The sequence below is a fragment of the Helicobacter didelphidarum genome (genome assembly GCF_003364195.1).
Taxonomy (GTDB): domain Bacteria; phylum Campylobacterota; class Campylobacteria; order Campylobacterales; family Helicobacteraceae; genus Helicobacter_A; species Helicobacter_A didelphidarum.
Genome location: NZ_NXLQ01000009.1, coordinates 13,440 through 37,020, shown reverse-complemented (window position 1 = coordinate 37,020; position 23,581 = coordinate 13,440). Strand labels below are relative to the sequence as shown.

The 23,581-nt window shown below is 31.0% G+C and carries 23 protein-coding genes; 16 read left to right on the top strand and 7 right to left on the bottom strand.

Annotated elements, in window-relative coordinates:
• Window positions 1-3: 3 nt before the first annotated feature.
• Window positions 4-2,661 carry a heavy metal translocating P-type ATPase gene (locus CQA53_RS05405; RefSeq protein WP_115543004.1) on the top strand — a complete coding sequence of 886 codons (2,658 nt, stop codon included), beginning with the start codon at window positions 4-6 and terminating at the stop codon, window positions 2,659-2,661.
• 75 nt (window positions 2,662-2,736) lie between these two features.
• On the opposite strand, the gene CQA53_RS05400 is transcribed toward CQA53_RS05405, so the two are convergent.
• Window positions 2,737-3,075, bottom strand: coding sequence for a DMT family transporter (locus CQA53_RS05400; RefSeq protein WP_115543003.1), 339 nt, complete (start codon window positions 3,073-3,075; stop codon window positions 2,737-2,739).
• Between the two features lie 334 nt (window positions 3,076-3,409).
• On the opposite strand from CQA53_RS05400, the gene CQA53_RS05395 reads away from it, so the two are divergent.
• The 4 genes from CQA53_RS05395 (at window position 3,410) to CQA53_RS05380 (ending at window position 6,010) form a co-directional block, all read left to right on the top strand.
• Window positions 3,410-3,850, top strand: a complete 441-nt coding sequence (locus tag CQA53_RS05395) for a hypothetical protein (RefSeq protein ID WP_115543002.1) — start codon at window positions 3,410-3,412, stop codon at window positions 3,848-3,850.
• A gap of 127 nt (window positions 3,851-3,977) precedes the next feature.
• The gene (locus tag CQA53_RS05390; protein WP_115543001.1) at window positions 3,978-4,406 is read left to right on the top strand and encodes a toxin-antitoxin system YwqK family antitoxin; all 429 of its coding nucleotides are present in this window, start codon (window positions 3,978-3,980) and stop codon (window positions 4,404-4,406) included.
• Window positions 4,407-4,454: 48 nt separating this feature from the next.
• Window positions 4,455-5,417: a YihY family inner membrane protein gene (locus CQA53_RS05385; RefSeq protein WP_245945702.1), complete on the top strand. Its 963-nt coding sequence runs from the start codon at window positions 4,455-4,457 to the stop codon at window positions 5,415-5,417.
• A gap of 191 nt (window positions 5,418-5,608) precedes the next feature.
• The gene (locus tag CQA53_RS05380; protein WP_115543000.1) at window positions 5,609-6,010 is read left to right on the top strand and encodes an RrF2 family transcriptional regulator; all 402 of its coding nucleotides are present in this window, start codon (window positions 5,609-5,611) and stop codon (window positions 6,008-6,010) included.
• A 161-nt stretch (window positions 6,011-6,171) separates the two neighbouring features.
• Here the strand turns inward: CQA53_RS05380 and nadE are convergent, their stop codons facing one another.
• A complete protein-coding gene (gene nadE / locus CQA53_RS05375) occupies window positions 6,172-7,161 on the bottom strand; it encodes an NAD(+) synthase (protein ID WP_115542999.1) in 990 nt (329 codons plus the stop codon).
• A 177-nt stretch (window positions 7,162-7,338) separates the two neighbouring features.
• Here nadE and CQA53_RS05370 point away from each other — a divergent pair, with 177 nt between their 5' ends.
• The 3 genes from CQA53_RS05370 (at window position 7,339) to CQA53_RS05360 (ending at window position 9,351) form a co-directional block, all read left to right on the top strand.
• Window positions 7,339-7,836, top strand: coding sequence for an NAD(P)H-dependent oxidoreductase (locus CQA53_RS05370; protein ID WP_115542998.1), 498 nt, complete (start codon window positions 7,339-7,341; stop codon window positions 7,834-7,836).
• A 116-nt stretch (window positions 7,837-7,952) separates the two neighbouring features.
• Window positions 7,953-8,216 carry an HP0268 family nuclease gene (locus CQA53_RS05365; RefSeq protein ID WP_115542997.1) on the top strand — a complete coding sequence of 88 codons (264 nt, stop codon included), beginning with the start codon at window positions 7,953-7,955 and terminating at the stop codon, window positions 8,214-8,216.
• Window positions 8,217-8,451: 235 nt separating this feature from the next.
• Window positions 8,452-9,351: a menaquinone biosynthesis family protein gene (locus CQA53_RS05360; protein WP_245945685.1), complete on the top strand. Its 900-nt coding sequence runs from the start codon at window positions 8,452-8,454 to the stop codon at window positions 9,349-9,351.
• 328 nt (window positions 9,352-9,679) lie between these two features.
• Here CQA53_RS05360 and CQA53_RS05355 read toward each other — a convergent pair whose 3' ends face one another.
• Both CQA53_RS05355 and CQA53_RS05350 read right to left on the bottom strand, forming a co-directional pair.
• Window positions 9,680-10,066 carry a hypothetical protein gene (locus tag CQA53_RS05355; protein WP_115542996.1) on the bottom strand — a complete coding sequence of 129 codons (387 nt, stop codon included), beginning with the start codon at window positions 10,064-10,066 and terminating at the stop codon, window positions 9,680-9,682.
• A gap of 1 nt (window position 10,067) precedes the next feature.
• The gene (locus CQA53_RS05350; RefSeq protein ID WP_115542995.1) at window positions 10,068-10,409 is read right to left on the bottom strand and encodes a hypothetical protein; all 342 of its coding nucleotides are present in this window, start codon (window positions 10,407-10,409) and stop codon (window positions 10,068-10,070) included.
• A 174-nt stretch (window positions 10,410-10,583) separates the two neighbouring features.
• Between CQA53_RS05350 and fliW the strand changes: the two genes are divergently transcribed.
• Window positions 10,584-11,432: a flagellar assembly protein FliW gene (fliW, locus tag CQA53_RS05345; protein WP_115542994.1), complete on the top strand. Its 849-nt coding sequence runs from the start codon at window positions 10,584-10,586 to the stop codon at window positions 11,430-11,432.
• Between the two features lie 160 nt (window positions 11,433-11,592).
• On the top strand, window positions 11,593-12,810 hold the full coding sequence (locus CQA53_RS05340) for an HD domain-containing protein (protein WP_115542993.1): 1,218 nt from the start codon (window positions 11,593-11,595) through the stop codon (window positions 12,808-12,810).
• 25 nt (window positions 12,811-12,835) lie between these two features.
• On the opposite strand, the gene CQA53_RS05335 is transcribed toward CQA53_RS05340, so the two are convergent.
• A complete protein-coding gene (locus CQA53_RS05335; protein WP_115542992.1) occupies window positions 12,836-13,684 on the bottom strand; it encodes a hypothetical protein in 849 nt (282 codons plus the stop codon).
• Window positions 13,685-13,858: 174 nt separating this feature from the next.
• On the opposite strand from CQA53_RS05335, the gene galU reads away from it, so the two are divergent.
• On the top strand, window positions 13,859-14,680 hold the full coding sequence (gene galU / locus CQA53_RS05330) for a UTP--glucose-1-phosphate uridylyltransferase GalU (protein WP_115542991.1): 822 nt from the start codon (window positions 13,859-13,861) through the stop codon (window positions 14,678-14,680).
• 43 nt (window positions 14,681-14,723) lie between these two features.
• A complete protein-coding gene (locus tag CQA53_RS05325) occupies window positions 14,724-15,593 on the top strand; it encodes a TatD family hydrolase (protein WP_115542990.1) in 870 nt (289 codons plus the stop codon).
• Between the two features lie 198 nt (window positions 15,594-15,791).
• Here the strand turns inward: CQA53_RS05325 and CQA53_RS05320 are convergent, their stop codons facing one another.
• Entirely contained in the window at window positions 15,792-17,315 is a 1,524-nt protein-coding gene (locus CQA53_RS05320; RefSeq protein ID WP_245945684.1) for an outer membrane family protein, read from the bottom strand.
• A 380-nt stretch (window positions 17,316-17,695) separates the two neighbouring features.
• Between CQA53_RS05320 and CQA53_RS05315 the strand changes: the two genes are divergently transcribed.
• Both CQA53_RS05315 and CQA53_RS05310 read left to right on the top strand, forming a co-directional pair.
• Window positions 17,696-18,451 (top strand): exodeoxyribonuclease III, encoded by a 756-nt coding sequence (locus CQA53_RS05315; RefSeq protein WP_115542989.1) that lies wholly within the window; start codon window positions 17,696-17,698, stop codon window positions 18,449-18,451.
• A gap of 112 nt (window positions 18,452-18,563) precedes the next feature.
• Window positions 18,564-18,770, top strand: a complete 207-nt coding sequence (locus CQA53_RS05310) for a hypothetical protein (protein ID WP_115542988.1) — start codon at window positions 18,564-18,566, stop codon at window positions 18,768-18,770.
• Window positions 18,771-18,990: 220 nt separating this feature from the next.
• On the opposite strand, the gene CQA53_RS05305 is transcribed toward CQA53_RS05310, so the two are convergent.
• Window positions 18,991-21,027, bottom strand: a complete 2,037-nt coding sequence (locus CQA53_RS05305) for a menaquinone biosynthesis decarboxylase (RefSeq protein ID WP_115542987.1) — start codon at window positions 21,025-21,027, stop codon at window positions 18,991-18,993.
• A gap of 384 nt (window positions 21,028-21,411) precedes the next feature.
• On the opposite strand from CQA53_RS05305, the gene CQA53_RS05300 reads away from it, so the two are divergent.
• Window positions 21,412-22,101, top strand: a complete 690-nt coding sequence (locus CQA53_RS05300; RefSeq protein WP_115542986.1) for a TonB-dependent receptor plug domain-containing protein — start codon at window positions 21,412-21,414, stop codon at window positions 22,099-22,101.
• Between the two features lie 60 nt (window positions 22,102-22,161).
• Window positions 22,162-23,580 carry a TonB-dependent receptor domain-containing protein gene (locus CQA53_RS05295; protein ID WP_181882365.1) on the top strand — a complete coding sequence of 473 codons (1,419 nt, stop codon included), beginning with the start codon at window positions 22,162-22,164 and terminating at the stop codon, window positions 23,578-23,580.
• Window position 23,581 lies beyond the last annotated feature (1 nt).

Here is a 23,581-nt window from a genome sequence, read left to right as displayed (position 1 = left end):
ACTATGCAACATTCACATTCTAACCAAAATCAACAAAATACAAACAATGGGGACAATTTAAACAAAGAGGGAAATCAAGAATATCCTGATACCAATATCCAATCGCAAACATTACGATTAAAAATTGAAGGAATGAGTTGTGCATCATGTTCTGCTGCTATCGAACGCACCTTAAAGAAACAAGATTCTATTATAAAAGCAAATGTATTTTTGCTTAGTAATAGTGCGACAGTAGAGTTTAACCCAAGCAAAATTGATATAAATACAATTATTAAAATAATTCATGACATCGGTTATGAGGCAAAATCACAAGAAGATGCACCCATATTTCAATCCCCTGTAAAACCTCAAGAGTTTTCTTTATTTAAGATGCAAAATCAAATGCCAGTTATACCAAATAAAATATCTCTGAAACCAACTTTACAGATGAAAACAAATATATCTACAATCCCCCAAACTCAAAAACCATCGTTGCAAACAGCACAAGTTGAGACTAAAATAACACAAATAAACAACCTTTTATCACAACAAAACATGCAAGATTCTAGTAGAGATAAAACAATACAACAATCCCCACAAAATTTATTCCAACGATTGAGTAATTTTTTAAGATTTTTTGAGACAAAGATTCTGAATTCAAAAAGAAGACTTCTTTTAAGCCTTATTTGCTCTTTTATTGTTGTCTATATGAGTATGTTGCATGATATGTTTCAGGCACCGCTACCTTATTTTTTACAAGATTTTCGCATCAATGCCTCAATCCAACTTTTTATCACTCTTTGTGTTATGCACTTTGGCAGAACATTTTATATTCGCGGGTTAAAAGCACTCTATCATGGCATACCAAATATGGATTCCCTTGTAGCCGTTGGAAGCTTGGCAGGATTTTTGTATAGCGTATATATTTTTACTTTAGGATTTCATACAAATCAAATCGAGTTTTTACATCAATTATATTTCGAAGGTGTCTGTGTAATTTTAAGTTTCATTATGCTTGGAAAGTATATTGAAGAAAGTGCTAAAAATAAAGCAACTAAGAATGCACAAAACTTACTTTCACATAAAGCAGAAAAAGTATATAGAATCTTAAACCCACACACAATACAAGAAAAAGATTCAGTTTTACAAGTTGAAGAAATCTCGCCTGACTTCCTTGTAAAAGGGGATTATATTCGGGTGCTAGAGCATTCATTTATTCCTGTTGATGGTATTATACTTTCAGAGCAAGCTCAAATTGATGAAAGTATGCTAAGCGGGGAAAGTTTGCCAATCACAAAAAACCAAAATGATATTCTTCATGCGGGTACACTCAATCTTGAAACAACACTCATTATGCGTGCGACTAGCACAACAAAAGATTCAACCCTAGCAAAAATTCATTCTCTTATTGCACAATCATATGAAAGCAAGGCAAAAATAGCACAACTTGCTGATAAAATCTCTGGTATATTTGTGCCAATTGTCATTGCCTTAGCAACTTTGTCAGGTCTCTTTTGGTTTTTCTATGCTGATTTAGCAACAGCAATTAATTTCTTTGCAAGCACCTTACTTATCTCATGTCCTTGTGCCTTAGGACTTGCCACTCCAATGGCAATTTTATTTGCAAATGCAAGAGCAAATAAAATGGGGGTATTTTTTAAGAATGCACAAAGTTTAGAAAATATTTCAAAATGCGATATGATTATATTTGACAAAACAGGCACACTTACTAATAGAGAATTTAAGATTCAAAAAATTGAGACTTTCTTGGATTCTAATGATAAAAATTATTGCACACAAGCAGAAATCCTTAGAATCACTGCTTCTATTGAAAATACAAGCACACACATTATTGCTCAATCTGTTTGTAAAAGCACAAAAGATCTTCCACTTTATCCAATTATTCAATCTCAAAGTATTTTAAATCAAGGTATGAAAGCAAGCATTACTAAAGATTCTAAAAATCTTGATTTTATACTCGGCAACGATTCCTTTATGCGCTCATACCCATTAAAAAATGTATCACAATTAGATTCTCAAGAATCATCAAAGGAGGGAATCTATATTTATCTTGCACAATTTAATCGAGAAGAGGGCTTATATATCTTGCTTGGGTATATTCTTTTAGAAGAAAATCTTAAAGAAGATTCACAAAATCTTATACAATCCTTACAAAAAATGGGATTTACATGCGAAATTCTAAGCGGGGATAATGAAAATAATGTCGCAAAAATTGCTAAGGTTCTGAATATTAACTATCACGCACAATGCACTCCGCAAGATAAACTCAATTATATTAAACAACTTCAAGCACAAAATCATAAAGTAATTATGATTGGTGATGGCACAAATGACGCAATAGCAATTGCACAAGCAAATGTATCAATTGTCATGGCAAGTGGTAGTGAAATGAGTCTTGAATATGGTGATATAATCTATTTTAATCAAAATCTTTCACATATAGCAGATTCTATTACGCTTGGAAATTCTACATTGCGTAATATCAAACAAAACCTTGGTTTTGCATTTCTTTATAATATTATTTGTATCCCTCTTGCGATGGGAACTTTAAGTGGACTTGGCATCGTGCTTAATCCAATGATGGCAAGTCTTGCGATGAGTTTAAGTTCTATAAGTGTCGTTAGTAACGCAACAAGACTATATTATACAACACTAAAATAAAGATATATTCACTATCCTAAAATATTTCTGTGTATATACTTGTGTAAATCTCATCTTCATAGATTTTTTAATATTTTAGTTAAAAAATTTTTGCCAATTTATTTCAACTTGCAATAAAAACACTGCAAGAATTACAAGACAGATTCCAATATATCCAATCGGTTTTAATTTTTGGTGAAAAAAATAATATGCTCCAGCAACACTGCCCAAAATTCCTATTGCACCCCATAAAGTATAAGCAATAGGTAGGTCCATACCGCGTTCCTCTGCAATAGCTAAAATCAAAAATGCACCACCAACAAACACGAGGGCTAATAGTCCCCAAGCCATTTTACGAAAACCATTAGACTTCTGTAAGGCAAGATTAGCAAAAATATCAAGAATCCCAGATAGAACAATCAAAATAAAATTCATAGAATCTTCCTTAATAACTAAAAATTATAATTTGTGAAATTTACCGAAAAAATTTAAAGATTTTTCAAATAATGCAATTTGTTCATGTTTTAGTAATTAGCTTTCCATGCAAATATAGTTTGTCATTATTGTGATAACCCCATTATTAAGTTTTATAATATGGCGTTGAGTATTTTTAATAAGTCTTTCTCTGAAAATTACAATAATATTCGCAATATTCTGTTTAAAAAATAAATAATTTATCAAATTTTTAGGCATGAACTTGACAATATTAACTAAATTTTCGATAGAATACAACCTAGTTTTTATTTTCACGAATGCTAAGGAGAAAACTATGAAAGTTTTAAACAAGTTATTATGTGTTTCTATTGTAACCACAGGATTATTATTTGCATGTCCTGATATGAAAGGTCATGGAGAGGGTGTAAGTGTAAAAGCTCCAAAAGGCGTCCTTAAAGAACTATACGACACAGCGAATATTCAACAGAAACGACAAATTCTACAAATTGATTTTGATACTAAAAAAGCAATTAAAGCTCAAACTGCAAAATACAAAGAGTACCGCAGTGTTGTTGAGTTTGATATAAAAAATTTGAGATTAGATCTTGAAGAAGCACAATCAGAGAGAAATACAACAAAAGCAATGGATATTCTCTCAAGAATTGCAAAAAAACAAGAAGATCTTAGAAAAAATCTTCAAGATGAACACAATTTGCGTTATCTTTTAGAAGATAAAAAGATTAAAGACATAAACGCTGTCTTAAGGGTGAAATAAGATAAAACCTTACTACATTTTGAAGTTCCTATAGCTTCATTTTTGCAATATAGTTTAAATTCTATAGGGCAGAATCTTCTTAATCTTATTTTCATTTAATTTTCTCTCGTGTAGAATTAGGAATTTCATGTTTCAAAGATTTTTTTCCATCCTTTGTATTTACACAGCATTTCTATACTCATCTCCAACATGTACTACCATCATTGATGAAACTACTTTACAAGGAACATGTAAAGGTATCCTAAAGCATGGAAAATTCATTGGTTATCATAAAAATGGTATGTTAGCATGGGAAGTGCATTTTAAAAACAACATATTACATGGAAAATTCACACATTTTTACCCAAATGGAAATATATATTTCACAGGATTTTATAAAAATGGTATGCTTGATGGTTCTTTTAAGCAATACAATCAATATGATGAAGCGTTACATGCAAACTTTAAAAAGGGTGTATTACATAACTGGCTTTATACGCTCTATGATGATAAGAAACTTGAAGCTTTAAGATATTATTATGGAAAACTTATATTACAAAAATATTTAGATCAATAAAATCCGATGCTATTTTATTGTTGGATATTTTGGCTTTAAAGGCTCTCTATGAATGTGGGAAATCATACAAAAATCACAACCAACAAACTACAAAATAAAAAAGAAATTACAAATTCCCACTTTATTCAAGAGCTTAATCCCAAAATAGATAATACACAAAAAAATACAAAAATGTCTATGCTTAAAAGGCAATATCATATATTGCAAAAAACTTATTATATATGTTATGATAAAATTGAGAAATGCTACCATAATCTTACAGATAAAGATAAAATCTTTCATTATGCTTCATCATTAAGCTTTTATAATATTTTTTCTATTATCCCGCTATTTCTTATGCTTTTTTCGATTGTTTCAAGTTTCCCTAGCTTTCAGGGACACATTCAATCTTTCAAAGAAACAATTCTTATAAATATTTTACCTGATAATTCCGAAAATATCTCTATCATGCTTGATAGATTTCTATCTAATGGGAAAGAAATGGGGTTTTTAGGTTTTTTAGTTTCATTGATTAGTTCATTTATATTTTTCCGTAATTTTGATGATATTTCTGCTAGGATATTTTCTGCAAAAAAACGAAGTTTCTTTGATTCGTTCATTATTTATTGGCTCTTAATCACTTTAATTCCACTTTTCTTTGCAACTTCTATCTATTTTAATACAATGATTTCTGATAAATATTCTGACATTCTAAGACAGCTTTATTCCACCACACCTATGCTTACTACTTGGCTTGCATTTGCAATACTTTTTCGTATCGCAGCAAATAAATCACTCAATACAATCGTATTGCTTATCAGCAGTTTTCTTGGTGCAGGGACATGGTATTTGCTTAAAATATTATTCTTTTATTATATGACATATAATAAATTTTATAGCAATATTTATGGTTCTGTATCAATCATTATGTTTGTCTTTCTGTGGATTTATGTGTCGTGGCTTGTTGTGCTAGTTTCTATGAGAATCTGTAAAATGCTTGATGACAAATTCCCAGATTCTAAAGAATCGTGAGAAAAATGTATCTTTTATCACAGCAATAGTTTCCTTAACAAAAAGTATTTTATATATAAAAAATGAATTGGAGAACGCATTATAAACTCCCAAATATAATCAATTATACACAATGAGTTTTTTAATTTTTACTTATTTTTTAAGAGATTATGGTAGAATTTGCTTTTTATATTGCATGATTAAGGAAAAATATGCAGTTATCAAAATTCAGTGATTATTCATTCCGAGCATTAATTTATCTTGCTAAAAACAATGACAAATTAACAACTATTGAGCAAATGGCAAATGAACTAAAAATATCGCAAAATCATCTTAAAAAAATTATCCATAAGCTCTCAAAAGGAAACTTTATAGAATCTTTTAAGGGCAGAGATGGTGGTATTAAAATTGTCAAAAATCCACAAGATATTCGACTCTCCGATGTGCTACTTTATACAGAAGTAAATACAGATTTTGTAGAATGCCTTAAACACAATATAGAACATACTGATTGCCCATATCACGATGTATGTAATCTAAAGTCTATTATACATCGAGCAAAAGATGCATTCATACATGAATTTCAAAAATATAGCCTCAAAGATTTACTTTAATATCAAAAGATTCTCTTGTTTATATTTGTCAAAAATTTTATATTACTCTTTAAAATAGAAACGCTTAAGTCTCACATCTCCAAATTTTATAATATTAACAAAAATCGTAGATGATGCACGATTTATTGTCGCTATACTCTTATCTTGCTTTTACTCGTCGATTAGAAATCCCCTTGAAAGATAGTTGGAGGATTCTGTTTAAAAGCGTTCATATATATTCTATGAGAGAGTTTCCTTACCATTTCGTGAGGGAAATATTGTTCTAAATATTCTTTTTGAGATTCTATATTGTAAATATCTTGATTTGATTTTACATAATACTCATACGCCTCTAAAAATTTATCGATTTCTGAGTAACTATATCCTAAATCTTGTTCATCACTTTGACCATTATAGAGATCTGCACTTGGTGCTTTTTTCAGAATAGTTTCAGGAATATTTAGGAGTTTAGCTAACTCATAAATTTGTGTTTTATAAAGATTCCCAATAGGATTTATCGCATAAGCCATATCGCCAAAAAGTGTGCTATATCCTAACATAATTTCAGATTTATTGCTTGTGCCAATAACTAATCGTCGTTCAATTTGTGAAATATGATAAAGTGTCGCCATACGCATTCTTGCACAAAAATTTCCACGAGCAAGCATGTATTCTTCCTCTGATATAGTTGTTGTAGTAGAACAATTCATTCTTATTTCTTGAGGACAAGATTTTATCTTATTTTTTGTTTGCATCTGAATGGAATCTAACCATGAAATAGCCATTTCTTCCCTATTTCTTTGTGCTAAATTTTCACAAAAGACTTTATCAAGTAGCGTAATTGGTAGAATCTCATAGCAAATATGCAACGTATGACAAAGTTCTAACGAATCAATTATGCTTTCTTCTGATGAACTAAGAGAAGGCATGAGGATAGCTTTGAGAGTATCATTGTATTGCACAGATTCTTGATGAATATTTTTATTGTTTATAGCTTTTTGATTATGTATATTATCCTTTTGAGAAAATGCCTCTTGACATAATGCTACAACCACAGCACTATCAATGCCACCACTTAATCCCACCACAACTTTTTGAAATCCTCGTTTTGCCACTTCATTCCTTAAAAAAGCAATTAGAGAATCTTTATGGGCTAATGTAATTTTTACCATATTCTTTCCTTTTTGATTATTTTATGCTAGACTCATTATTCTCTCATAAGATTCTAACATAATCCAAATAGGATTCTAAAGAAATGTAAAGATTTTATAATTATAATGAATAGAATATGCTAAGATTTCATAAACCCTCAAACTAGAGATTCTAAAATAACAACCTAAAGGAGAACTATGCAAACACTTTTGATTTTTTCACACACATATTTTCAAGATTCTAAAGTCAATAAAGCACTTTTAGAATCTGCTAAGAGCTTAAAAAATGTAGAGATACGCAATCTTAACGCCCTTTATCCAAATGGTAAGATTGATAAAGAAGCTGAAATCACGCTGCTTAAAAATGCAGATAAAATCATCTTTCAATTCCCACTCTTTTGGTTTAGCACACCTAGTTTGATGAAAGAATGGCAAGATGAAGTGCTAACGACTATCGCATATAGTGCGGATTCTACGATACTAAAGGGTAAGAAATTTCAAGTCATTACGACTATTGGAGGAGCAAAATCAAGCTATGATGGGCATCACGGATACGATATAAAGACATTGCTTTCACCGCTAGAGAGTTCTTTTAAATATCTTGGCGGTGAGGTGCTAGAGCCATATTGCATTTTTAGTGCGAGTGTAGAAAATCTTAATATGAGTGAGTATATAGGGATTTTAAAGCACTTATGACAAAGAGTAGATTATGGGTTGTGGGATTTGTTAAAGAAGAGTAAATGAATTCTTAATAAAAATTTGGCATAATATGCAATCTCAAATTTAAGGTTTATTATTGAAGGATTTAGATTATGGAACTAAAAGAGCTGAAACTTGCCAAGACTTCGATTAAAAGCGAAACCGCAACCAAAAGTATAACATTTGATAAAATGGCAGAAATTATAGAAAAAAATGGGAAGAAAGGTGCAGTTTTTTATCTTGATAGAGATAATCAAGAAAAAGATATTAAGAAACTCGAAGCTTTCTTTAAAAAGAAAAAACGTGCTGTCCTTGTGCGTGAATTGCATTTCACTATGGATAGTAAAGATTATATTTATGAAGTGCATATTTTATAATATCATGCAATATAATCCATTAAATTATTGAAGATTAAAGTGCTTCTATTTTCAGGTATAATGTAGCAGGTTAGTATAAATTAAATTATAGATATTAGTTTATTGAACTTTATTTATTATAGAATCTTTCAATTCCTTAAAGATTTAAAATCTACCAATAATATGCAGTAATTTTTTAGAAACTTATGTAGATACAATGTAATGAAATATTGCAACCGTAATAAAGGATTTCAATATGCATAATCAGATTCAGCACATGGGCAACATAAACATTGATAATGCCTATACAATAGCACACAGCCCTGATGCTGATGATATATTTATGTATTATGCTATTAAGTTTGGTTGGATTACTACGCCCTACAAGCTTTATAATCTTGCTCTTGATATTGAAACACTTAATCTCGCGTGCTTTGAAGCACGATATGACATTAGTGCAATTTCATTTGCACTTTATCCTTTTATCTGCAATCATTATGTGTTACTTCAAACAGGAATGAGTTTTGGTGAACAATATGGTCCAAAATTAATCAAAAAAAAAGGTGCTAAACTCAAACGTAATTTTAAAGTTGCACTAAGCGGAAAATACACAACAAATGCAATGATTTTTCGTTTGACATATCCTGATGCTTACCCTGTTTATATGAATTTTTTAGAAATTGAAGAGGGTGTATTAAATGGAGTTGTTGATGCCGGTGTCTTAATACATGAGTCTATTCTCAATTTTTCACATGAACTTGAAGTTGAAGCTTTTATATGGGATATGTGGCAAGATTTGGCAAAAGAGCAATTACCCCTGCCGCTAGGTGGTATGGCATTGCGTCGTTCTATCCCATTAAATCGTGCTATTGTATTAGAAAAGATTCTAACAAAAGCTATTCAAATTGGTTTGCGTTATAAGCCCCTGCTTTCAAAAATGCTTCTTGATAATCATCTTGTACGTGTCAATGCACAAGAATTAGACACTTATTTACAACTTTATGCAAATGAACATTCGCACACAATGAGTGATATACAAATACAAGCTTTAGAAAAACTTTACGCAATTGGTTATAATGCTGGTTTTTATCCATCATTATTGAAACTTCAGGACCACTTTATTCCAAAGGAATATACAAATATACGTTATAGTTAATTACTAGGGAGCATTTGTTGTATTCAATGTTCAAAAAACTTTAAAACTACTCCATATAAAACCGTTTATATGTTATGCAACTCTTTTCTTTCATAATAAGAATCATCTATACCTCATCATAATCAATATAAACACCATTTCTATAATTTGTCACAAATCATGATTTACATTTTAGAAGTTTATTTATAGAATCTTTATGAAGATTCTCGATTTTTACGACAGAAAACATCAGCAATCAATAATTGATAGAACATTGATTGCAAAATTTCATAAGTCTATATCAAACTAAAATCTTAACTTAGATTCTCTTCATTGTGTGTATTAAATCTTAGTAATGGCTAAAATCTCCATACATTTCAAAACGTAGATATGATTTTTTAGGGTAATAAAAAATCTTAATATTTTTAATCTCTCGTATCTGCGGATTTGTTAAAAGAATTGTCTGATAGAGAGAACGCAGACCAACACTTTGACAAATAAAAAGCCATGCACCACCACTTTTAGTACATTCGCGATAAAGTAAAAATGGTATAAGATGAGATTGTGATTTTATTTGATGAACATTCGATATTAAATTATTTGGGGCATCCTCACTGTATGATAGAGAATCTTCCTCATTTTGTATGCTAATAGTTTCAAAGTTTGTAATTGGTATGGAGCAAGAGTTTAATAAAAAGCCAACAAGAGGAAAAAAGATAATTACAAAGTGTTTCATTTCATTTTCCCAGTATGAGACATCTTCTTTGCCAGAGATAAATCACATTAATGCTACTTTGCCATATACCAACATTATAAAAAATATTTTTCCCTGTTTGTCTAAAAGCCTCTTTCAAGAGATTTTCTAGTGTAAGAATTTCATAAACTTTATCTCGTTTAAAGATACTATAATTATAACAAATTTTAGCAATTTGTGTTTTTGGTTTTTTGCTTTGAGGGCTATGTGAGGGAATAAAAGATTGTAGTGTGCCTAAATTCAAACGATCATTTGATGTGCAACCACATAAAATGAAAAATAAATATATGGATATTCCAATAAAAAATTTTTTTACATATCGCATATATTATACCTTTAAAATCTAATATTATATATTTTTTACATTAATATATCTACTTTTTCTATTAATAAAATATAATCTTGAATATATTATCATATATAAATCTTTTTTATAATTAAAGGCACATATTTTGCTTTAACATGTGGAATTTTCAAATTTTAGTAGTTTAGGTTACAAATGAAAAATAGGTATATTCTTAAATCGAGCATTAATAATGACCACAGAATCATTTGTCAAGACAATAGTGAGATTATTTTAGAACACATTGATTCTGTATTTGCTAAGATTCTTTACAACAATGGAAACAAAACTCATGAAGCACAAGGAATCTTATCACATGTAAAGGGTTTAAATCTATTAAGCAAAAAAAGTCTTTTTATGAATTATAGTGATGATGAGGCAATTAAAAAATATAATCAAAAAGCAAATACAAATCCACAAAATCAGGAACAATTTTTCAATCAAATTGCACTTCAAGAACAAAAAGAACAAACACAAATTCTTTCAAAACATTTGCATTCTACCAATAATAAACTTCCAAGCTGGACACCAAATCAAATCAATAAAGATTTTTTTCAAGAAGATTCGGCAAATCATAGTCATTTCACGCAAGATAATTTAGAGTTAAAAACACATTTTACAGAGCTACAAAATCTCATTGCACCAGACACAACAATCAAACAAGTAGCAAACAACAAAGATTCTATACAAATACATACCAACCATGAAATACAAAAAAAAGAAAATGTGAAAGAACAAAATGCTTTGGTTGTTGTCAATCCATACAAATTGCGTAATTATTCTTTTGGAATACCAGAATACATTACAATTATTTTAAATATCACTCCAAAAAGTAAAATTCTTGTATATTGTCCTCTCGATCTTAATAGCCCCCTAGAACATTCTGAAATTAACTATCTATTCCCTATCGTTTTCAACACTGAAACAAAATTTGCAGCACAGATCCCACTTTCTATCATGGATTATCCGGATTTTAATAAGCAAAAATTAAAACTTTACCTCTAAATTGCCTCTGATAAAACCTATGCAATAGATTTATATTCATGAAGAATGCGAGTATTGGGTTGTGTTATATCTTGATTCTTAAAGAAAATATCAAATAGATTACTAAAGTTTTTAGAATTTATTTGGTAATAAAAACTTTATGGATATATGGAGCAATATTATGAAACAAAATAGACAACTTAAACAATCAAACTTAAATAAAAAGCTTTTACAAAGGCTTTTTATTAGTGCGTCTATTCAGCGTTGGAACGACAAGGCAACACCTCTTGAGTTTGTTGAACTGGATAAACAAGCACATAAAATTATTCTTGCCTATATCTTTGCAAAATATGAAGAAAATGAGGGAATAAAAATTAATTATACAACACTCATTGAGCAATTTTTGTTTGAATTTTTTGAACGTGTTGTTCTTACCGATATTAAACCGCCAATTTTCCATAAACTAAAAAAAGTGCATGGTGGGAAACTTGCAGAATTTGTTGAATCTCAATTAAAAGATGATCTTGGGAATTTTGCATTTTTTGATTCTATGCGAGATTATCTTGCAAATAAAAATGAAAAAATAGAAACAAAAATTTTACATGCAGCACATTTTTATGCTTCAAAATGGGAATTTGATATTATCTATCATTTCAATCCAAAACTCTATGATGTTGAAAATATTAGACATATTATAGATTCTCAAAATGAAAACTTTTATGATTTAATTGGTATGAAAAACCTTATTTTGCATCAAGATATACGCGAAGTTGTAGGTATGTTTGCGGAATTGCGTTTTCAAAAACGATGGAGTCAAACCCCAAGAATCCCTCAAACATCTGTTCTAGGGCATACACTTATGGTGGCAATATGTGGATATTTGTTAAGTCTTGATTTACAACTATGTGAAAGAACACAAATTAACCATTTTTTTGCAGGGCTTTTTCATGATTTACCAGAAATATTAACGCGTGATATTATTTCTCCAATCAAGAAATCTGTTGAGGGGCTTGATGAACTTCTAAAAATAATCGAACAAGAAGAAATGCAAAGCAAAATCCTCAATAAGCTACCACAATTTATTCAAAAAGATATTATTTATTGGACAGAAAATGAATTTCATAATAAGTATAAAATTGATAATAAAGTTATATATAATATAGATTCCACAACACTACTTACAAATTTTAATCACAACAGATTTGATACTATTTGTGGTGAATTGCTAAAATTTTGTGATAAACTTACCGCGTTTTTGGAGGCAAGAATATCAATCTTGCATGGTGTAAGTAGTTCAGATTTAGTGAATGGGTCAGAGGCAATTTATGAGGAACTTCTTCATAAAGAAATTCTGGGGGTAAAACTTGGTGTCGTTGTGCGTGAGTTTATGGAAAAATAATATTCATTTTTGAAATAAATCCCTTTTATTCTTTTGTAATATCAAATTTTTTCTTACAAAATTTTTTTACCGCTTTTTCATCTTTAAAAAGCAAATTATTGTGCCATGTGAGAGAAAAGAGTATATCTCTGTCATAGTTTTTCAAAGTTTTAAAATGCTCACAGAATCTTAACATAGATTCATGAAGTTGCCCATATTCTTCAGATGTAACAACTACAATTTCCTTGCTTTGCAGCCTATGATAATCCAATATTTCTTCGCCAGTATCACCAACAGAATGTAAATTAAGACGCTTTTTCTCTTGTAGTGCTTGACGTGCTCGGACATTATCTTGAAGTTTTTTGAGGCTTTTGGTGCTAAGATTGGATTCTTTTTTTTGTAATGCCAAAAGAAGATTGTTATATTGAATCTTTTCTAATATATTCAAACTCGTAAGCAAATCGATAGCTATTATGCAAATTTGGGTTTGTTTAGTTTTGCATGAATGCGTATGGATATATTGCTGAATCTCCTCGTTATTTGCCATTGCTTCTGGACTTATTTTTTGTTCTTGAGTGATATTTTTATGTGGTATATCTGTCTTATTTCTTTTTGAAATTTCTCTATTATTTCTTTGTATGTTTGGAGTGTTTTTTGGCTGTGCAGAAATTTGCTGGTTGTCTCGAGCGAAATATTTCACATCATTAAACTTGGATTGAGATTCCTTATTGATAGAATCTGTCTTTTTTTCTTGAACATTTGATTGTAATTCACTAACGATATTGTGAGAATCATTAGAATTTGCAAATTGCATAACATTCGTTGTTGCCCAAATCAAAATAGCATTAAAAGGAATAAATAAAAATACAAAATATGATAACAATATTTTTTGCATGATTTGTTTTCATCTCCACTTAAGATACCTTGATTAATATAAACGAGAGGCTTTTTTAACGCTTACACAGAATGTAAATTCTATTAAAATTTTATTTTAATAGAATTTATTTTATTTTTGTATAATTATAGCTTAAATTATTTTATTATTTTTTTGTTATTACAAGGAGATTAAATGATAGAGACTTGTTTATTCCCGGCTGCAGGATATGGGACAAGATTCCTTCCAGCAACAAAAGCAATGCCTAAAGAAATGTTACCAATCCTCACAAAGCCACTCATTCAATATGGTGTTGAAGAAGCACTGAATGCTGGTTGTAGAACGATGGCTATAGTTACAGGAAGAGGAAAGCGAAGTATTGAAGATCACTTTGATATTAGTTATGAACTAGAACACCAAATCAAGGATACCTCAAAAGAAAATCTCTTAACAGAAATTCGCAATATTATGGAAACAGCAACTTTCAGTTATACAAGACAGAAAGAAATGCGTGGCTTAGGACATGCAATTTTGACCGGAGAAACACTTGTTAGACATAATCCCTTTGCAGTTATCTTAGCTGATGATTTGTGTTATAATGACAATGTTGGGGTTTTGACACAAATGATGAAAATTTACGAAAAATTCCGTTGTTGTGTTGTTGCTATCGAAGAAGTAAATAATGATGAGGTGCATAAATATGGTGTGATAGCCGCAAATGAAGTAGAAGATGGTGTTTATAAGGTTTATGATATGATTGAAAAACCAAAAAAAGAAGAAGCCCCATCAAATCTAGCTATTATTGGTAGATACATCTTAACACCGGATATTTTTAACATTCTACGTACCACAAAACCTGGAATCAATGGGGAATTACAAATTACAGATGCACTTTTAGAATTAGCGAAATTAGGACGTGTTATTGGTTACAAATTTAAGGGGATTCGATATGATTGTGGTAGTATCGATGGCTTTGTAAGAGCAACAAATGATTTTTACCAAAGAATGAATCAATAATTTCATAGGGCTTTTGCCAAAATATTTCGTTTAAAGAGATTTCATGAACACATTAATTGATACACATATACATTTAGATTCTGTGGAGTTTTACAATGATTTAGAAGGGGTAATTGCAAGTTCAAAACTCTATGGTGTTAGCCGATTTATTATTCCAGGTGCTTCATTAGAAACATTGGAATATGCAGTACGTATTGCAGATTTACATGATGAAATCTTTTATGCAGTTGGAATCCATCCTTATCATATTGATGAAATTTTATTAGATTATCAAAAAGATTCTATAACAGATAATACATATGATAAAACATCACAACAATTCAATACAAACCGACTTTATAATCTTAAATATATAATGCAGACAAAAAAATGTTGTGCAATTGGTGAATGTGGGCTTGATTTTTTCCGTTTAGGAGAATATCCTGAACGAGAAAAAGAAGCTCAAATTGCGTGTTTTGAAATCCAGATACAGCAGGCTTTAAAATATGATTTACCGTTGATTCTACATGTGCGAGATTCTAAAGACAATCAAGAAGCAAGTGAAATGGTTGCGAGTATTTTAAAGAAATATCAAAAAAATCAAGGAAAGTCAAAGCTCAGGGGAGTTTTTCATTGCTTTAATGCAAACGAGATTTTATTGGAATTTTATGAAGATTTTTATTATGGTATCGGGGGTATCATTACATTCAAAAATGCTAAAAAACTAGTAGAAATATTACCAAAGATTCCATTAAATAGAATCTTATTAGAAACTGATGCACCATATCTTGCCCCAATCCCACATCGTGGAAAAAGAAATGAGTCGAAGTTTCTGCCATATGTTGTAACCAAAATAAGCGAAATCCTCAATATACCAGAACAAAAACTATGTAGTCAAACAACACAAAATGCACAAGAACTTTTTAGATTATAAACTTCTCTTGGTTTAATATAGCAAATTACTTTGCTTATATTAAGATTCTATGTGAGCCAATATGTTGTGATTGTCGAATGGTGTTGAAGTGTGACATATCGCATAACATTATGTATTCCAAATGTAATGCCAAAAAATATAAACTTTTCTATATTTAACAAAATAAATGAATATAATTTTCTCTCAATGTTTTATTACCTAAAATTTATAATCAAAAGTGATAAACGCATGGCTTCTATCATCTGTACGAGCTACTGTCAAGTTTTCAGTCTTCGGCAAAGTAGCCCCCGGATTATATCCGGCTTTTGTTGTATCTCGAAACCATTCGAGTTTTAAACCAAGAGCAATATTGTTTTTAAAGGCATGGGAAATATAGAGAGCTACACTTTCTTCATCACTTCTTGGGCTTCTTGTGAGCCTTGCAAGAATATCCCAAGTAAGCGTTCCATATTTAAGATTATATGATCCACCACCAGAAAAATAACCAGTAATTGCATTTCTATTAATCACATCACTGATACTAGCACCTATATCATATACACTTGCAGTCCAAAAATCAAATCCCATTGGATTACCATAAGTTCCAAAATGTGCGTTCCCACTTCCAAAGTTTTTGTAAATGCCAACACGTGCATTATGATTATGGAAAAACGCTTGAAGAATAAAATTTAAATTCCCAGAATATTCATCGATATATTCATTGTAACGGCTTTTTCCTGCACCCTTATCAGCATTAAGTTGATTAGCGGGGTGTATATGCAAAAAGAAACCCTGCAAAGTAGTTTTCAATCCAAAACCATTGCCAAATTGATTTTCATATACTAATTTCAAACCCGGAGCTTCATAAAGTCCCGCATAAAAATACAAAAATGGACGCACAAGGAGGCTAGAGCCTTTTTTATAATTATTTGAATCAACAAGCCCACCATATTTAATATCTACCCCTGCCGCATGAATTCCAAGATTCACTAGCTTACCATCTATATTAGCAAATTTTACTGCATAAAAATCTAGAAACCATTCTGAATATGCGAATGCACGACCAAAAGAACTAAACCACCATATTTTTATTTCATTATCAGGATTCCGTGCTTTATCACCATAACCAAAATGAACATCAAGATTCACACCTTGTGTATATCCACTATGATAATCCATACTTGACTCATATCGACCACCCTTAAAATTAAAATACTTTGTTTGCAAATCAACATAAGCATTTTGAACAACGAAATTGCGATTGTGTTTATATGGGTAACCGTCATCATTTAAATTACCAAGATAACCATTCCACCCACCAAAATAATTATTGTTTAATCCACTTCCACCGCTCAATCCACTTCCATTAAATGATGCACCATCTCGAAGTGTAGAATCTATAAACAATCCACCAGCAGAAACTCCTAAACCAATCTTAAGGACATTAACACTTTCATTAGAAATAATCTCTGTAAAATCATAATGGGTATTAAATTGACCAAAAATCGTTCCAAAACTTTCTGTTGGATACTGTCCTATTGCTGTATCAACTTTGGCATTATTAAATCCTGCCTTGATAAAGCTTGCAAGCATCCCATCATAAGAAAATATTTTTGGCTTATGCTTTTGTATATGTGTAGAACCAGGTGATTGAATAATTTCAACTTCATCGGCAAAAACTTGTGTGAGACTTTTAGATGCAATAATAGCAACAATACACATTTTAAAAGATATATTTTTCAAATGTTTATCCTAATGAATAAATTTATTTGCAAATTAAAATACTAGAATATAGAATATTAATAACAAAACATTAGGTTTAATAATATAAAAAATACTATCAATTGTCAAGTTACTTGAATAAAAATTTAGAAAAAGTATCTTTTTTCTTTGCGAAAATACTATTTATTTTAGCGAAGTGGTTTATTGTTTAGCGGAAATTTATCCAATTTTTTGATGTAGTAAAAAATATTATATCATTATTTACACAATATTTTTTACTATAATCTATAATTACATATTTTATAGTTTTATCTGAATCACTACTATTTTCAAAAAATATAATAATGCTATATAAATAATCTAGAATAAAATTTCTAATAGAAAATATTTAAGGTTACAAAATGAAACTAATTTCATGGAATGTAAATGGTTTAAGAGCCTGTATGGAAAAAGGCTTTATGGAATTTTTTGATTCTATCAATGCCGATGTGTTTTGTATTCAAGAAACAAAAATGCAAAAAGAGCAAGCAACTTTTGAGTTTCAAGGTTATCATAACTTTTGGAATAGTGCAGAAAAAAAGGGTTACTCTGGCACATTGATTTTGACAAAAGAACAACCAATAAATGTTGTGAATGATATGGGAATCTCCCACCATGATAAAGAAGGAAGAATTATCACGGCAGAATATAAAGATTTTTATCTTGTAAATGTTTATACTCCAAATTCAAAACGAGAGCTTGAAAGATTATCTTATCGACAAGAATGGGAAGATGATTTTCGTGCATTTTTAAAACAATTAGAATACAAAAAAGGCGTTGTTGTGTGTGGTGATCTTAATGTGGCACATAAAGAGATTGATTTGAAAAACCCTAAAACAAATCGCAGAAATGCTGGTTTTACCGATGAAGAGCGAGAAAAAATGAGTCAGCTCTTAGAATCTGGCTTTATTGATTCTTATCGCTATTTTTATCCCGATAAAGAAAGTGCATATACATGGTGGAGCTACATGGGAAAAGCTCGTGCAAATAATACAGGTTGGAGAATCGATTATTTTTTGCTTTCAAAATGTCTAGAATCTCGTCTGCAAGAAGCGATGATTTATCCCGACATTTTTGGGAGCGATCACTGCCCTGTCGGGATTATTTTAGATAATTAACTAAAAATTTATAGTCTATTGAATTCATAAGAAATTATCACGCAAAAAGTATTAAGATTTAGGAATTTTATTGTAATATTCTTTTTTAAGTTTAATGATACAAGGGATTTTTATGGATACACAAAATTATCAAAATGACGAATATTACGCACGATTTTTACAGGCAAAGACCACATTGCAACAATGTCAAATAAATAAAAAAATAACTTCATGTCTTGGTTGCACAGAGTTGCTTAATTGCAACATACGTACATCTTATGTTAAAAATGTGTATGAGAATATGAATAAAGGTAAAAGTGGTGGATTTGATTTTAATTAACAATAAAATAAATTCCAATTTTTTAGATTTTTAGGGATATTATAATAATTAATTTATTATATTTTCCTCTCAAATTCGGTAAGTTCCCCTATCAATTCATAAAATATTCGTTTAGTTTTCTTTACAAATTTGGACATATCTCTTGATTAATAAATATTTAAAATATTTGAGGATTTCTCATCTTTCATTTTATTAAAGTAATGAAAAATATCATGCGATTTTATTTTAAAATGCCAAATCTTTTAAAAAATGTTTCATCAATACCATCAAGCAAACCACGATTTTTTAATGATACAATTATAGATTCTGTGCAGTTGGTATCTTTTGGCCACTCTCGGTTGTAACCCTCGAGATTACTTTTTGCAGTAGCATCTAAAAAGGCTACTTGTGGTTCATGTGAACTTTGTGATATAGAATCTTTAGAATCCAATATGTGAGAATTTTTCTGATTAGATTGGGATAAATTGGCATAAGTATTGTGTGAAATAATTTTTAAATCGCGTTGCACATCAATAGAATTTACAATCCTCCATACTAACATATAATAATTTTCTAAATCATTTGTGTCATCTACAAAAATAAAAAATTGTCCATATTCATATAATTCTCCATAGAATCTCTCAAGATATGCAAAAATTGGTTTTGTGTTTTTTTGAATACCACAAATGATAATAGGATTTTTATGTGGATAAATATGCACAGATTTGATTTCTGGTGCGATGATTTGCATTTTTTGTAATAATGATCCAGAATCTATGGATTTAAAACCAAATGAAATTTCCTCACCACTCGCATCAATACCAAGTTTCCCGCTTATTGCAAAATTTTCACATGCATGATCGAGTGCATCACAAATCCCTTGTGTAACATAAAGCTGTTTTGTCCCAATGCGATTAAGAATATAATCTGTGAGAATCTTATAGTCATTATGCAAACTTGGTGCATGATGACTCAGAAAGAGGGCGTGTTTTACAAAACTCATTTGTCCTATTCCAAAAAAAGCATGCATAATTTGTAGGCTTTGTGCGGGATAATCTACTTGCACTTTTGCAAAAATCAAATTATGAAATACGCCATTTTCAGGCATAGCATAATCGATTAAGCCGTGTGTCGTCATCTGTAATAACGGCAAAAAAAGCCTTTCAGTCATGTAACCCATATATTTATCTTCAAGTGGTGGTTTGCCAACGACTGTTGCGAGATAAATAGGTTCATGCTTTGTTGTAATAGCTTTAATTTTCATTACGGGATAAGATTCAATGGGTGTATAGAATCCGGTGTGGTCACCAAATTTTCCCTCTGGTGCAAAATAATTAGTATCAACAAATCCTTCAATCACAATGTCGCAATCATAAGGCACACTTAATTCATTGCTGACACATTGTGCGAGTTTGGCATTTTTATTACGAATTAACCCATAAAGCATAAGTTCAAAAACTTTTGGTGGCATTGGAGCTTGTCCGCACCAAATATAAAGAGGGTCTCCGCCAATAGCAATGCTAACAGGCATTGGCTTGTTTGCTCTTTTATACTCATGAAAAAAATGCATACCATCTTTATGAATTTGCCAATGCATAATAAGTTCATCTTTTGACTTTACCTGCAAACGATACATGCCAACATTGCGAGATTCACCATTGAAACCTTGTGTATAAACTTGTCCCATTGTGATAAATCTACCACCATCTTCTTCCCAAGTTTTCAAGATTGGCAATGAGAATAAATCGATGGTATCTCCTTGAAAGATTTTTGTCTGACATGGAGGAGAACCTTTGTATCGTTTTGGAAACACATGTCTTACTTTCCATAAATCTTTTAGCTTTGCAATTTTTGCACTCAAACTTTTTGGTAATGCAAAATTCATAAGATTTTTTATTTCTTGTGCGATAGATTCCAAAGAGCGAGCCTTTATATCGCATTGATAATGCGTTGCAATAAGTTCCAATCGTCTCTGCGACCCAAAAACATTCATCAATACGGGAATGTGAAATTTTTGAATCTTATCACTATCATTGTATGCAACAAAAAGAGATTCCATAGAGTGTTTGTCGTGAGTTGATTTTGATAAATTTTGGAAAGAATTGTTTGTAGTCAAACTCGGCATTTTAGAAATTGGATTTGTAAAAAGGAGGGCTTTTGAGTCTTTTTTCTTTACCTCAAGATATGCCAAATGTGGTATTTCTAGTTCAATATCTAAAGGCTCATCAATAACTTTTAACTCATTATGTGATTGTAAAAATTTGATAAAATTTTGCATATATTCTTCTCTAAATTATAAGCATTTTATAGTGTTTTAATTATACTATATTTTTTGCATTATTGCTAAACCTTGCTAGAAAGCTAAATATAATTATAAAAACTTTATTAATGTTATAGAATCTAAAATATATCAAACATTGCTTTGACAACAGAGATTGGAATCTTAATTACAATATTATTTATTACTATTGGTTACATATTAAAAACTTATTTTAATAATAAAGTTTATAACTTTTCTATAATTTATTATTTAATCTATAATTTATTATTTAAGTTATAATGACAGTATTTATAATTATTAAAAGAAATTTAATGCAAATGAATTTTATACCACAAAATATCTATTAACTTACAATTTATGCTTAGATGACTAAGGATTCATATGACAACTATCAAGAAAATAAAAAAATATAATAAATATTTAGTATCTCTTGTCATTATGTTAATGATTACCACAATACATGCGCAAGAATTAATACATGCAAAAGATTCCAATCAATCAAACACATCAAAAGAAGAAAAAACTTACATGCTCGATAAAATTGTTACCACTGCAAAAGGCACAGAACAACTACTAATCGACGCACCAGCTTCAATCAGTGTGATTGGGAGGGAGGATTTGGAGAAAAAACCACATAAAGACTTAGCAGAGGCACTCGCCGATATTCCCAGTGTCGATATTGGCACAGAGCAAGGGCGAATGGGGGGCTTAGGAATTTCTATACGCGGTATGCCTAGCACCTACACGCTTATCTTGATAGATGGCAAGAGACAGGGCGTGGCGGGCAATATGGCTACGACAAATTCAGGCTATTCACAAAGCGATTTAAGTTTTATGCCTCCATTATCAGCTATTGAGCGAATCGAAGTCATACGAGGACCGATGAGCACACTTTACGGAAGTGATGCGATTGGTGGGGTAGTGAATATTATCCTCAAGAAAAAGCTTGATAAATACGGCGTAAGCATGGGGTTAGAGACAATGCAAACTGAAAATCGCTCTTATGGCTCAAATTATACAGCAAATCTCTTTGCGACATTGCCTTTCATCAAGGACACGCTAGGTATGTAGCTTCGCGGACGCTATCAATTCCGTGAGCCGACCGATCTCAATTACTCATACCCTATCAGTTTGCCTCCTCCTACAAACGACACAGGATTCCCAAGCATAGGGACAATGATAGAGGGTAATGATAAACGCCCTAGCAAAGCACATATCTATGATGTAGGTGGTAGAATCCTCTATAATCCAAACGCTTCAAACAATCTCTATCTCGATATTTCTTATGCCCAGCAATTTTATGATAATGCTTCTCAACAAATTGCAAATCACGATATTGTAGCAAGCCAATATGTCGTCCGTCGAAACAATTATATCCTCGCACATAAGGGGGAATATGAGAGTTTTAGTATGGACAATTCAATTCAATTCAATCAATCATGGAATGATGGCATGATGAAAGATTCTCAAACTTCTCGTGATTTGCAAGGAAAAGACATTGTGCTAGAATCTAAGAGCTTCGTCCTACTTCCTGCAGACAACCTCCTGACTATCGGTGGGAGTTATTGGTTTGCACATATGCAGGATAAAGTCGCTAGTCCTAGTAAATTTTCTTATCATACACTTTCACTTTTTGCTGAAGATGAATGGGCGGCACTTGATAACATCATTTTCACGCTTGGCGTGAGAGAGGATTGGAATTCTCGTTTTGGATTCCATACTTCACCAAAGGCTTATGTCGTCTATGAGGCGATTCCCGAGTGGCTCACTTTGAAGGGTGGCGTGAGTATGGGATATAAAGCTCCAGCGATGAATATGTTAATTGAGGGGCTTTATGGCAGCACAAGGCGGGGGCAGGCAGGGCTTGTAGGGAATCCAAACCTCAAGCCAGAGAGTAGCCTAAGTGCGGAGCTTAGTATCATAAGCGATAATGATTATTTTGATTTGGGGGCGACTTATTTCTATAATCTTTTTATAGATAAAATTAGTGAAGTAGCCATAAATCCTGCTAATAATGCAAATTGCACAAGTTTTAACTCATGTTATCAAGCTATCAATATCGATAAAAGTTATACACAGGGCTTAGAGCTTTTTATAGGAATGAAGCCTCTTTATGGTTTTGGAATCGATGCGACTTATACCTTTATTGATAGTCAGCAATTAAGTGGCAGTATGAAGGGTTATCCAATAGCAAATATTGCCAATCACATTGCTTCATTCCGCTTAAGTTATGCTTATAAGGATTTAGGAATCTATTTGCGTGGTGAGTATCAAGGCAAACGATTCAGGAATGATAGTGCGGATAGGAGAGCTATTTTGGGGGATTATTATAAACCTTATTTTTTGCTTCACTTGGGAACAAACTATAAAATAAACAAGCAGTTGAGATTAAATTTTGCTATTCGCAATCTCCTCAATCAAAGCTTTATCGATTATCGTCAATACGCATGGCAAAGCAATAATAACGATGCAAGTGCATCAGTTGATAATACCTACAACTACATTCAAGAAGGTAGGAATTATTGGGTTAGTGTCAATATGGATTTTTAAA